Below are 12744 nucleotides of genomic sequence, written 5' to 3' on the forward strand. Positions count from 1 at the left end.
CCACCTCCGACATGACCCACAGCACCGGCACCCTGTACATCATTTCCGCCCCATCGGGCGCGGGCAAGACCAGCCTGGTCAACGCCTTGATCAACGCTCAGCCGCAAATCCGCGTGTCGGTGTCCCACACCACCCGGGCCATGCGTCCGGGCGAAGTGGACGGCGTGAACTACCACTTCGTCGATCGCGCCGAATTCGTGCGCATGATCGAGCACGGTGACTTTCTCGAACAGGCGGAAGTCTTCGGCAACATGTACGGGACTTCACAGAGTCGTTTGCAGCAAACGCTGGACGAAGGCCATGACCTGATTCTGGAGATCGACTGGCAGGGTGCGGAGCAGGTTCGCAAACTGATGCCCCATGCGCGCTCGATCTTCATTCTGCCGCCGACGCAGCAGGCGCTGCGCCAGCGCCTGACCAATCGCGGCCAGGACAGCGACGAGATCATCGAAGGCCGCATGCGCGAAGCCGTCAGCGAGATGAGTCACTACGCCGAATACGATTACATTGTGATCAACGACGATTTCGCCACGGCGCTGGAAGACCTGAAAGCGATCTTCCGCGCCAATTTGCTGAGCCAGGAACATCAACAGCAGCGCCACACCGAGCTGTTGGCTCAACTGCTGGCCTGACCGGTTCTTACACGGCAAAACCTATCCATTCGAAATCAGCGCGTCCCTAAACGCTGGTGATTTTTTAGACTGTCGAGTCCGCTCGCCCATTCGGGCACCGCGCATATCGCATTTGCTACGAGGAATACCCATGGCTCGCGTGACCGTTGAAGACTGCCTGGAACATGTAGATAACCGTTTTGAGCTGGTCATGCTCGCCACCAAGCGCTCGCGTCAACTGGCGACCGGTGGCAAAGAGCCAAAGCTGGCATGGGAAAACGACAAGCCTACCGTAGTGGCCCTGCGTGAAATCGCTGCAGGCCTGATGGATTACGCTGTTATCGCAGAAGCCGAAATCGTTGAAGATGAACCACTGTTCGCCGCATTCGAGGACGAGTCCAGCGAGGCCGTCTAAGCCTATGCCTGGTCGACGTAGCAAGGCGCAGGGTCGAAGCCTTCGGCAAGGAGTTTTATCTTGCCGAGCATAGACGCCCTCGCCGATCGCCTGTCGACCTACCTCGGCGCAGACCAGGTCAATCTGGTCCGCCGGGCGTACTTCTACGCCGAACAAGCCCACGACGGCCAACGCCGTCGTAGCGGCGAAGCCTACGTCACGCATCCGCTGGCAGTGGCCAATATTCTTGCCGACATGCACATGGACCATCAGAGCCTGATGGCCGCCATGCTGCATGACGTGATCGAAGACACCGGCATCGCCAAAGAAGCGCTCTGTGCGCAGTTTGGCGAAACGGTAGCCGAACTCGTCGATGGGGTCAGCAAACTGACCCAGATGAACTTCGAGACCAAGGCCGAAGCTCAGGCCGAAAACTTCCAGAAGATGGCGATGGCCATGGCGCGGGACATCCGCGTGATTCTGGTCAAGCTCGCCGACCGCCTGCATAACATGCGCACCCTGGAAGTCCTTTCCGGAGAGAAGCGCCGTCGCATCGCCAAAGAAACCCTCGAAATCTACGCACCTATCGCCAACCGCCTAGGCATGCACAGCGTGCGTATCGAATTCGAAGACCTGGGCTTCAAGGCGATGTACCCGATGCGCTCTTCGCGCATCGGCCAGGCGGTCAAGCGCGCGCGCGGCAACCGCAAGGAACTGGTCAACAAGATCGAAGAGTCGCTGAGCCACTGCCTTGCGGTTGATGGCATCGAAGGCGAAGTCAGCGGCCGTCAGAAGCACTTGTATGGCATCTACAAAAAGATGCGCGGCAAGCGTCGGGCCTTCAACGAGATCATGGACGTCTACGCGTTCAGGATCATCGTCGACAAGGTCGACACCTGCTATCGCGTGCTCGGCGCTGTACATAATTTGTACAAGCCGCTGCCCGGCCGCTTCAAGGATTACATTGCGATTCCGAAAGCCAACGGCTATCAGTCGCTGCACACCACCTTGTTCGGAATGCACGGCGTGCCCATCGAGATCCAGATTCGTACCCGCGAAATGGAAGAGATGGCCAACAATGGCATCGCCGCGCACTGGCTGTACAAGTCATCTGGCGATGAACAGCCGAAAAGCACCCATGCGCGGGCCCGTCAGTGGGTCAAGGGCGTGCTGGAAATGCAGCAGCGCGCGGGCAATTCGCTGGAGTTCATCGAGAGCGTGAAGATTGACCTGTTCCCGGACGAGGTCTACGTGTTCACGCCCAAGGGCCGGATCATGGAGCTGCCGAAAGGCTCCACGGCCGTCGATTTTGCTTATGCCGTACACACCGATGTCGGCAACAGCTGCATCGCCTGCCGCATCAATCGCCGGCTGGCACCGCTCTCCGAACCCCTGCAAAGCGGCTCAACCGTCGAGATCGTCAGTGCGCCCGGGGCGCGCCCGAATCCGGCATGGCTCAACTTTGTCGTCACCGGCAAGGCCCGCACGCACATCCGTCATGCGCTCAAGCTGCAGCGCCGGTCGGAGTCGATCAATCTCGGCGAGCGCCTGCTGAACAAAGTACTCAATGGCTTCGACAGCACGCTGGACAAGATTCCGACCGAACGCGTGCGCCTGATCCTTGCCGAGTATCGGGTCGAGGTCATCGAAGACCTGCTCGAAGACATCGGCCTGGGTAACCGCATGGCTTATGTGGTCGCTCGCCGCTTGCTGGCCAGTGAAGGCGATCAACTGCCGAACGCGGAAGGTCCTCTGGCTATTCGGGGTACCGAAGGCCTCGTCCTCAGTTATGCCAAGTGCTGCACGCCGATCCCGGGCGACCCGATCGTCGGGCATCTGTCCGCAGGTAAAGGCATGGTCGTGCACTTGGACAACTGTCGGAATATCGCGGAAATCCGTCACAACCCCGAGAAGTGCATTCAGCTGTCCTGGGCCAAAGACGTCACTGGCGAATTCAACGTCGAGCTGCGCGTCGAACTGGAACACCAGCGCGGCCTGATCGCCCTGCTCGCCAGCAGCGTCAACGCCGCAGACGGCAATATCGAAAAAATCAGTATGGATGAGCGCGATGGTCGTATCAGCGTGGTCCAACTGGTGGTCAGCGTGCACGATCGCGTGCACCTGGCCCGTGTGATCAAGAAACTGCGTGCCCTGGCCGGCGTGATCCGCATCACCCGTATGCGCGCGTAGTCAAACCGCAAACAGGAGTTTTTCATGAGCAAGACCGTCATCTCCAGCGACAAAGCCCCAGCCGCCATCGGCACCTATTCCCAGGCAATCAAGGCGGGCAACACCGTTTACATGTCGGGCCAGATTCCGCTGGACCCCAAGACCATGGAGCTGGTCGAAGGCTTTGAAGCACAGACCGTTCAGGTCTTCGAAAACCTGAAGGCTGTGGCCGAAGCCGCAGGCGGTTCGTTCAAGGACATCGTCAAGCTGAATATCTTCCTCACCGACCTGAGCCACTTCGCCAAGGTCAACGAGATCATGGGCAAGTATTTCGAGCAGCCGTACCCGGCCCGTGCCGCTATTGGCGTTGCTGCGCTGCCGCGTGGCGCGCAGGTCGAAATGGACGCCATTCTGGTCGTCGAGTAATCCCGGTGCGGAGCTCAAGCACGCTCCGCCTCCTCAGAAAAGGAAGGACTCCACCCATGCGCGTTGCGTTTGCCCTCTCGCTGCTGGTCGCACTGCTCAGCGGCTGCGCCAGCCACTCCGACAAAAGCCCGGACGGCACCTGGATCAACCAGGCCGCCATCGATGCAGCAGCCCAGGGCGGCAATCTGCGTCAGGCGCTACTGGCCTACGGCCCGAATCTGGAATGGAACATCAACACCAAGGCCGGACAGGCCACTGCCTCCAACGGCTTCGAGCTGAGTGAAGGCAAGATCGCCAGCAATGCCGATGGCAAGCTGCGGGTCGACTTCTACGGCAATGCGTCTGATGAGTTGACCATCAAGGGCGACGAGCTGGTGCAGCATGCCAGCGACACCGGGCCCGAGCAGCATTTCCGCTCGCCGAAAGAAGCACCTCCGGCCGGCGCCCAACCCGGCACCAGCTTCGAGCGTGCGCTTTACACCGCCTACCTCGGCGGCAAGTGGACCATCGTCAATGGCGAAGGCCAGGGCAGCGCGGTTGAGTTCCTGCCGGACGGTAGCGTCAGCGGCCTGCCGGGCAATGATCGCTATGCGCTGTGCCTCGCTGGCGACTGCGCGGCCATGAGCGGTGAATACGACAGCATGTGGCTGGAGAAGAACGAGCGCGGCAATCCGTGGATCTTCGTACGCAATGGCAAGCAGCTGGAGCTGTTCCAGGCGGTGAACAACGCCCAGGCAACCGAAATGCCGGACCTGCGCCCGGGTGAGAAGCGCTGGGTGCTTGAGAAGAACTAACTCGCCACGTTCGAAAATGCAGGAACGCGCTTGCCCGCGATTGGGATGGGTCATCTGGGACGGTATAGCCAGAAAATCCATTCGCGGGCAAGCGCGCTCCTACAGTAGTTATATGATCCGACCTACTTCGGCTGGTCTGCCAACATCGCCTCATACCCTTCTTTATACGTCACATAACGCGGCGTCCAGCCCAGCGACTTGGCGCGGGCGTTGCTGCAGCGCTTGCTGCCGGCCCGGCGCACGTTGTTCTCATCCGACCACTCTGTAACGCCCAGACGCTGACGCATCCAGTCGACCACTTCAGACAGCGGCGCGGGCGCATCGTCGACGCCGATATAGCAATCTTCCAGCGCCACATCGTCCGATGCCGCTCGCAGCAAAAACGCCAGCAGGCCTGCTGCGTCATCAGCATGAATGCGGTTGCCGTACAGCGGCGGATCGATCGCGACGCTGTAGCCCTGGCGCACCCGATTCATCAGATCACTGCGCCCCGGACCATAGAGCCCGGTCAACCTGACGATTGTCGCTGGCACCCCGCTGTCCAACGCCACTTGCTCCGCCTCGCGCATGATCTGGCCGGAGTACCCGGTGGCTTCGACAGGCGACGTTTCATCGACCCACTCGCCGTGCTGCTGACCATAAACGCTGCTGCTGGACACGAAAAATATCCGCTTCGGCCTCTGTCCGCTGCGCTCGCTCCAGCCCAGTACGTGCCGGAGGCCTTCTACATAAGCCGCGCGGTAACCCGCCTCATCCCGGTCAGTGGGTGTAGCGCAGTAAACCAGGTAATCCAGCCGGCCTTCCGGCCAGTGCGCAGGAATGCGGGCGTCGAACAAGTCGCCGCTGACGCCGAGCACACCGGCGGGCAATTTCTCAACGGAGCGGCGCAAGCCGTACACCGTCCAGTCGTCGGGCAACAGTTGGGAAGCCAGTCGGCTCCCGATGTCGCCACATCCAGCAATCAAAACGGATGGCGCTGACATGTCCAATCTCCACATCACTCATTGAATATCAGCCCGTCAAACGGACCATAAAACCGACCATTGGGAAGCATTCTCAGGAAAAAGAGACGCTCTTACTTTTGTTAACAAGAATTACTTGCAATAATGGCGACCCTTTGTTCTCCTCCGCTCGCCTAGCGCCAGCGTGACGCTCTCAGAACAAACACCTATTTTCATATCAGGTCGGGCCAGCATGACATCTATTCAAACCCCCGCTTCGTCACTCGCCAACCGAGGTCTGCCACGCGCAGGACGCGCCGTTGCCGCGCTGCTGTTCAGCCTGATGTTGACGCCTGTAGCGCTTGCCGACTCCAGCGCGCCTGTACAAAAACCTGCCGTACAGGCAGAGGCGCCGGCCACCACACCGGTTGACCCTTCTACAGCGCCAGGCGTTCAAGAGCTTACCCCGGCATCTGCTCCGACTGATTCGCTCGACGCCGCCGCCGCGGAAGATAACAGCCTGGGGATGTCTCACGATCTCTCGCCCTGGGGCATGTACAAGAACGCGGACATCATCGTCAAAGCCGTAATGATCGGTCTGGCCATTGCATCGGTCATCACCTGGACCATCTGGATCGCCAAAGGCTTCGAACTGTTGGGCGCCAAACGTCGTCTGCGAAGCGAGATCGCTGCGCTGAAACGCGCACGCAATCTGGACGAAGCCAGCGCAGGTGCCAGGAAAGAAGGCACCCTTTCCCATTTGCTGGTGCACGACGCACTCGAAGAAATGCGCCTGTCGGTCAACACCCGCGAGCGTGAAGGCATCAAGGAGCGCGTTGCTTTCCGCCTTGAACGCCTGGTCGCCGCTTGCGGCCGCAACATGAGCATGGGCACCGGCGTGCTGGCCACCATTGGCTCTACTGCGCCGTTCGTAGGTCTGTTCGGCACCGTCTGGGGGATCATGAACAGCTTCATCGGCATCGCCAAAACCCAAACCACCAACCTTGCCGTTGTGGCACCGGGCATCGCCGAGGCCTTGCTGGCCACGGCACTGGGCCTGGTTGCGGCGATTCCAGCCGTGGTCATCTATAACGTCTTCGCCCGCTCCATCGCCGGCTACAAGGCGCAAGTGTCCGACGCTTCGGCGCAGGTTCTGCTGCTGGTCAGCCGCGATCTGGATCACCAGCCTGCGGCCGAGCGCAGCCAACCGCCGCACATGGTAAAGATGGGGTAAACCATGGGCCTGCATTTGAAAGAAGGCGATGACGATCTCGCCGAGAACCACGAAATCAACGTGACGCCGTTCATCGACGTCATGCTGGTACTGCTGATCATCTTCATGGTTGCCGCCCCGCTGGCAACCGTGGACATCAAGGTTGACCTGCCCGCTTCTACCGCCAAACCGGCGCCTCGCCCCGAGAAACCGATTTTCCTGAGCGTGAAAGCAGACCAGAGCCTGTACCTGGGCGATGAGAAAGTGGCCCGCGAACAGATCGGTCAGGTGCTGGATGCCAAAACCAAGGGCAAGAAAGACACCACGATCTTCTTTCAGGCTGACAAGGGGGTCGACTATGGCGACCTTATGGAGGTCATGAATGCCCTGCGCGGCGCCGGCTACCTGAAGGTGGGCCTGGTGGGTCTCGAGACGGTCGGCAAGAAATGATCAATACGCGCCAAAAGCTGACGCGCTATAGCGGTAGTCTGTTGTTGGTGCTGGCGGTCCATGCCGTGGCGATTGTCGTCGCATTGCGCTGGCCCTCCTCCCAGGCCATTGAGCTGCCGCCGGCCGCGATGATGGTCGAGCTGGCGCCCGTTCCCGAGCCTGCCCCGCCGCCTCCGCCAAAAGTCGTGCAGCCGCCGCAGCCGCCTGCGCCTGAAGAGCAACTGCCCATTCCGCCAGTCGCCGAAGCGCCCAAGGCCGAAATCGCTGTGCCCAAGCCGGTCAAGCCCAAGCCCAAACCACAGCCGCCGAAACCTGTGAAGAAGGTCGAGCCACCGAAGGAAGAAAAGCCAGCCGACGACAAGCCGCTGGACGCACCGCCGTCCAACGCAAAGCCAGAGAAGTCAGCGTCACCGCAGCCGGCTCCGCCCACGCCGCCAAGCAATGCATTACCGACGTGGCAGGGTGAATTGCTGAGTCACCTGAGCAAGTTCAAGCGTTATCCGGAAGACGCCCGACGTCGGGGCATGCAGGGCACCAGTCGTCTGCGCTTCGTGGTCGATGGCGAAGGCCGCGTGTTGTCCTATGAGCTGGCCGGAGGTTCAGGAAGCGCCTCACTGGATCGAGCGACGCTGGAAATGATCCGCCGCGCTCAGCCATTGCCCAAGCCGCCGCCGGAATTGCTGAAGAACGGGTCACTGGAAGTGGTCGCTCCCTTCGTTTATTCCCTGGATAAACGCTGAAACCAGAATTTTGTCAGCCGCGACGGGTTGATAACGTGCGTCTATCGATTGCACCCGCTATGCTGGGGCCGCAACTTCATGGACGCACGTTATGACCCTCACAGAATTGCGCTACATCGTTACCCTCGCTCAAGAGCAGCACTTCGGCCATGCCGCTGAACGTTGTCACGTCAGCCAGCCGACCCTGTCGGTGGGCGTCAAAAAGCTGGAAGATGAACTCGGCGTGCTGATTTTCGAGCGCAGCAAGAGTGCTGTACGTCTGACACCGGTTGGCGAGGGCATCGTGGCCCAGGCGCAGAAAGTCCTCGAACAGGCCCAGGGCATTCGTGAACTGGCACAGACCGGCAAGAACCAACTGACCGCGCCGCTCAAAGTCGGCGCGATCTACACCGTCGGCCCGTACCTGTTTCCTCACCTGATTCCCCAACTGCACCGGGTCGCCCCGCAGATGCCGTTGTACATCGAGGAAAACTTCACCCACGTGCTGCGCGACAAGCTGCGCAATGGCGAGCTTGACGCGATCATCATCGCGCTGCCGTTCAACGAAGCCGATGTCCTGACGCTGTCGCTTTACGACGAGCCGTTCTACGTGCTGATGCCGGCCGATCATCCATGGACCCAGAAAAAGACCATCGATGCTTCGGCGCTGAACGACAAGAGCCTGTTGCTCCTGGGTGAAGGTCACTGCTTCCGCGATCAGGTGCTCGAAGCCTGTCCGACGCTGGTCAAGGGCGGCGACGCTGCCAAGCACACCACAGTGGAATCCAGCTCGCTGGAAACCATTCGGCACATGGTTGCGTCGGGGCTGGGTATTTCCATCCTGCCGATGTCCGCCGTCGACAGCCATCACTACGCGCCGGGCGTGATCGAAGTCCGTCCACTGTCGCCTCCGGTGCCGTTCCGCACCGTGGCAATCGCGTGGCGTGCCAGCTTTCCGCGTCCGAAAGCCATCGAAATCCTCGCTGACTCGATTCGTCTGTGTTCCGTCGCTCGCCCTAAAGCTCAGGCTGAAGCGAGTTAAGGGACGGTATGACGGAGCTGTCTCATGTCTCGGTCACGGCGCTAAAGGGCGTCGGTGAGGCAATGGCTGAAAAGCTGGCGAAAGTCGGTCTTGAGAATATTCAGGACGTACTGTTTCACCTGCCGTTGCGTTATCAGGACCGCACTCGCGTCGTGCCCATCGGCGAGCTGCGCCCGGGCCAGGACGCCGTAGTCGAAGGAGTGGTCAGCGGCGCCGACGTGGTCATGGGCAAGCGCCGCAGCTTGCTGGTCAGGATTGGCGACGGCACCGGTGTGTTGAGCCTGCGTTTTTACCACTTCAGCAATGCACAAAAGGACGGTCTCAAGCGCGGTACCCACGTGCGCTGTTATGGCGAAGCCCGGCCCGGCGCTTCGGGGCTTGAGATCTACCACCCGGAATACCGTGCGATCACCGGCGATGAGCCGGTGGCTGTAGAGCAGACGCTGACGCCGATCTACCCCACAACTGAAGGCCTCACCCAGCAGCGCCTTCGGCAATTGTGCCATCAGAGCCTGTCGATGCTCGGCCCCAAGAGCCTGCCTGACTGGCTGCCGGATGAGCTGGCGCGCGACTATCAACTCGCGCCCCTGGCTGACGCCATTCATTACCTGCACAACCCGCCTGCCGATGCTGACGTCGAAGAGCTCGCCCTGGGCCATCACTGGGCGCAGCACCGACTGGCATTTGAAGAGCTGCTGACGCATCAGCTTTCCCAGCAACGCCTGCGTGAAAGCCTGCGCTCGCAACGCGCGCCTGCACTGCCACCGGCGAAACGCCTGCCGAAGAAATTCCTCGCCAACCTTGGTTTCCCGCCCACGGGTGCGCAGCAGCGGGTCGGCAACGAGATCGCTTACGACCTCAGTCAACACGAGCCGATGCTGCGTTTGATTCAGGGTGATGTAGGCGCAGGCAAAACGGTCGTCGCAGCCCTCGCGGCCTTGCAGGCCCTCGAAGCGGGCTATCAGGTCGCACTGATGGCGCCCACCGAGATCCTCGCCGAACAGCATTTCATCAATTTCACCCGCTGGCTGGAGCCTCTCGGCATTGAGACGGCGTGGCTCGCGGGCAAACTCAAAGGTAAGGCGCGGGCGGCCTCACTGGCGCAGATCGCCGGTGGCACGCCCATGGTGGTCGGCACCCACGCGTTGTTTCAGGACGAGGTGCAGTTCAAGAACCTCGCGCTGGTCATCATCGATGAACAGCACCGTTTCGGCGTTCAGCAACGTCTGGCGCTGCGCAAGAAGGGCGTCGGCGGCTCGATGTGTCCGCATCAGTTGATCATGACCGCCACCCCCATCCCTCGCACCCTGGCGATGAGCGCCTACGCCGACCTCGACACTTCCATCCTCGACGAACTGCCCCCCGGGCGTACGCCGGTGAATACCGTGCTGGTGGTCGACAGCCGACGCATCGAAGTCGTCGAGCGCGTACGCAATGCATGCGCCGAAGGCCGGCAGGCGTACTGGGTCTGCACGCTGATCGAGGAGTCTGAAGAGCTGACGTGTCAGGCCGCTGAAACCACGTTCGAGGAGCTGACCAGCGCGCTGGGCGAGCTCAAGGTCGGCTTGATTCACGGACGCATGAAGCCCGCCGAAAAAGCAGCCGTCATGGCCGAATTCAAGCAGGGCAACCTGAATCTGTTGATTGCCACGACGGTGATCGAGGTCGGTGTGGACGTCCCCAATGCCAGCCTGATGATCATCGAAAACCCGGAACGTCTGGGCCTGGCGCAGCTTCATCAATTACGCGGTCGGGTCGGCCGGGGCAGCGCGGCCAGTCATTGCGTGCTGCTGTATCACCCGCCGCTTTCGCAGATCGGTCGTCAGCGCCTGGGCATCATGCGTGAAACCAACGACGGCTTCGTGATCGCCGAAAAAGATCTGGAACTGCGTGGACCGGGCGAGATGCTTGGCACGCGCCAGACAGGGCTGCTTCAATTCAAGGTTGCTGACCTGATGCGCGATGCAGATTTGCTGCCGGCAGTCAGGGACGCGGCGCAGGCGCTGCTTGAGCGCTGGCCGCAACATGTCAGTCCTCTGCTGGAGCGCTGGCTGCGCCATGGCCAGCAATATGGCCAAGTGTGAAGCAGTCAACGCAATAACAGGGTGTCTCACCTCTATAACAACTAAGCTGGTTATACTTCAGCGATTGTAGGAATCTGGATTCAGGCCATGACAGAAGTTGCCCACATCGACGCAACCCCACACTGCCCTTCTATCATTCGGCAGTTGCTGGGCAAAGCTGCCATCAACTTCCGTGAAGTGACTGACGACGAGTCTCTTCCGCTTGATCGGAAAGTGCAGGCCATTCTGGTCGACGACTCAGTCGGCGCGCTGTTCATCCTGTTCCCGCAGAACCATTTGCTCGACCTCAATCGCATTACCGAGTTGACCGGCCGCAAGTTGAAAGCGGTTCCGAAGGAGTCGCTCGAACTCATGCTGCAAAAACATAAACTGGGCACGTTGCCCGGTCTGCCCTCGCTGACCAGCTCGCCTTGCCTGTATGAAGAGCGGATTCTGTCCGGCACTACTGTGCTGATCGATTCCGGTGAGCCCGGCCTCTTGCTGGAAATCAGCAGCGAGGACTTCAGGACGCTGTTGACCAAAGCCAGCGCTGCCCGCTTCGGCGAACCAGTGACGTCCGTCACGCCCAACCTCACGCGTCCCCATGACGACCGCGAGGAGATCACCAAGGCCGTACAGAATTTCACTGCCCGGCGCATCCAGCAGCGTCTGGAATCCACGGTGGAAATCCCGCCACTGGCCGACACGGCGCAGAAGATTATCAAGCTGCGTGTCGACCCCGACGCAACCATCGACGACATCACCGGCGTGGTTGAAACCGACCCGGCACTGGCGGCACAGGTAGTGAGCTGGGCGGCTTCGCCGTACTACGGTTCGGCCGGCAAAATCCGCTCAGTAGAAGATGCCATCGTCCGCGTGCTGGGTTTTGATCTGGTGATCAATCTGGCGCTGGGCCTCGCGCTGGGCAAAACCCTGGCGCTGCCGAAGGATCATCCGCAGCAGGCAACCCCTTACTGGCAGCAGTCTATCTACACAGCTGCGATCATCGAAGGCCTGACCCGCGCCATGCCCCGTGCCGAGCGCCCGGAAAGTGGCCTGACGTACCTCGCCGGCTTGCTGCACAACTTCGGCTATCTGTTGCTGGCGCATGTGTTTCCGCCGCACTTTTCGCTGATCTGCCGCCAGATTGAAGTCAATCCGCATCTGCATCACAGCTACGTCGAGCAGCACCTGCTGGGCATCAGCCGCGAGCAGATCGGCTCCTGGCTGATGCGCAACTGGGACATGCCGGAGGAGTTGGTCATTGCCCTGCGCTTCCAGCACGACCCGCACTACGCAGGTGAGCATTACAAGTATGCAAACCTGGTGTGCCTGGCGGTGAGACTGCTTCGCAAGGAAGGCATCGGCTCAGGCCCTATGGAAAGCATTCCAGACGAGCTGCTCGAGCGCCTGAAGCTGTCCCGCGAGAAAGCTCAGGATGTCGTGAAGAAAGTGCTGGAGGCCGAAGTGCTGTTGCGCGAACTGGCCGCGCAGTTCAGTTAATCCAGAAGTGTCCGGGGAGGACTACTTCTTCTTCCTCGGCTTCAAATACTTTGTCAGGCCCTGAAACCACATCACCAGACCCGCGTTGCCGGTAACGAGGATGTTCTTGTCCTGAATGCCCTGCATGAACGCGAGCTGCTTGTTCCGGGCCTGCATTGTGGCGAAGCCGCAATCGGCATCCTTGAAAGAAATTACGAAAGCCGGCGCCGCAAAAGTGCCGGCGCGGCTCTTGACGCGTTGATCGCGCACGATGAAATGCCGGGCGATCTTGCCGTCAGCCGTCTGCAACTGGAAAGCCAGATCCTTCCCCGCGAGTTGCTGCTGAAACGCAGGGTTATTGCGACTGGCACGGGCCATCAACAGGCCCAACATCCAGAGTAGAAAACGAAACTTCATGCGTGGGCCTCACAGGATCAGCG

13 protein-coding genes are annotated in these 12744 nt (G+C 60.5%); 11 read left to right on the top strand and 2 right to left on the bottom strand.

Translation table 11 applies throughout. From position 1 onward, the window contains the following. Positions 1–11: 11 nt before the first annotated feature. The 5 genes from gmk to BMY98_RS05515 all read left to right on the top strand — a co-directional run bounded on the left by gmk (position 12) and on the right by BMY98_RS05515 (position 4394). Positions 12–632, top strand: a complete 621-nt coding sequence (gene gmk, locus BMY98_RS05495) for a guanylate kinase (protein ID WP_074885848.1) — start codon at positions 12–14, stop codon at positions 630–632. Between the two features lie 130 nt (positions 633–762). Then, positions 763–1026, top strand: a complete 264-nt coding sequence (gene rpoZ / locus BMY98_RS05500; RefSeq protein ID WP_025257879.1) for a DNA-directed RNA polymerase subunit omega — start codon at positions 763–765, stop codon at positions 1024–1026. 60 nt (positions 1027–1086) lie between these two features. Next, entirely contained in the window at positions 1087–3195 is a 2109-nt protein-coding gene (gene spoT, locus BMY98_RS05505; protein ID WP_074885850.1) for a bifunctional GTP diphosphokinase/guanosine-3',5'-bis pyrophosphate 3'-pyrophosphohydrolase, read from the top strand. Positions 3196–3219: 24 nt separating this feature from the next. Continuing rightward, positions 3220–3600 (top strand): RidA family protein, encoded by a 381-nt coding sequence (locus BMY98_RS05510; RefSeq protein WP_074885853.1) that lies wholly within the window; start codon positions 3220–3222, stop codon positions 3598–3600. 56 nt (positions 3601–3656) lie between these two features. After that, positions 3657–4394: a hypothetical protein gene (locus BMY98_RS05515; RefSeq protein ID WP_074885856.1), complete on the top strand. Its 738-nt coding sequence runs from the start codon at positions 3657–3659 to the stop codon at positions 4392–4394. A 122-nt stretch (positions 4395–4516) separates the two neighbouring features. Here BMY98_RS05515 and BMY98_RS05520 read toward each other — a convergent pair whose 3' ends face one another. After that, positions 4517–5377 (bottom strand): SDR family oxidoreductase, encoded by an 861-nt coding sequence (locus BMY98_RS05520; RefSeq protein ID WP_074885859.1) that lies wholly within the window; start codon positions 5375–5377, stop codon positions 4517–4519. Positions 5378–5588: 211 nt separating this feature from the next. Between BMY98_RS05520 and exbB the strand changes: the two genes are divergently transcribed. The 6 genes from exbB (at position 5589) to BMY98_RS05550 (ending at position 12325) form a co-directional block, all read left to right on the top strand. After that, a complete protein-coding gene (exbB, locus tag BMY98_RS05525; RefSeq protein ID WP_074885862.1) occupies positions 5589–6569 on the top strand; it encodes a tonB-system energizer ExbB in 981 nt (326 codons plus the stop codon). A gap of 3 nt (positions 6570–6572) precedes the next feature. Then, positions 6573–6998 (top strand): TonB system transport protein ExbD, encoded by a 426-nt coding sequence (gene exbD / locus BMY98_RS05530; RefSeq protein ID WP_074885865.1) that lies wholly within the window; start codon positions 6573–6575, stop codon positions 6996–6998. Beyond that, positions 6995–7738, top strand: a complete 744-nt coding sequence (locus BMY98_RS05535) for an energy transducer TonB (protein WP_074885868.1) — start codon at positions 6995–6997, stop codon at positions 7736–7738. Before exbD ends, BMY98_RS05535 begins: the two co-directional genes overlap by 4 nt. A gap of 91 nt (positions 7739–7829) precedes the next feature. After that, positions 7830–8759 (top strand): hydrogen peroxide-inducible genes activator, encoded by a 930-nt coding sequence (locus BMY98_RS05540; RefSeq protein WP_065988216.1) that lies wholly within the window; start codon positions 7830–7832, stop codon positions 8757–8759. A gap of 8 nt (positions 8760–8767) precedes the next feature. Further along, positions 8768–10843 carry an ATP-dependent DNA helicase RecG gene (gene recG / locus BMY98_RS05545; protein ID WP_074885870.1) on the top strand — a complete coding sequence of 692 codons (2076 nt, stop codon included), beginning with the start codon at positions 8768–8770 and terminating at the stop codon, positions 10841–10843. A gap of 87 nt (positions 10844–10930) precedes the next feature. Beyond that, complete coding sequence (locus tag BMY98_RS05550; protein ID WP_074885873.1) at positions 10931–12325, top strand: aminoacyl-tRNA deacylase and HDOD domain-containing protein; 1395 nt, start codon at positions 10931–10933, stop codon at positions 12323–12325. Between the two features lie 21 nt (positions 12326–12346). Here BMY98_RS05550 and BMY98_RS05555 read toward each other — a convergent pair whose 3' ends face one another. After that, positions 12347–12721 carry a helicase gene (locus BMY98_RS05555; RefSeq protein WP_074885876.1) on the bottom strand — a complete coding sequence of 125 codons (375 nt, stop codon included), beginning with the start codon at positions 12719–12721 and terminating at the stop codon, positions 12347–12349. Between the last annotated feature and the right edge of the window lie 23 nt (positions 12722–12744).

This window comes from Pseudomonas graminis (genome assembly GCF_900111735.1).
GTDB lineage: Bacteria > Pseudomonadota > Gammaproteobacteria > Pseudomonadales > Pseudomonadaceae > Aquipseudomonas > Aquipseudomonas graminis.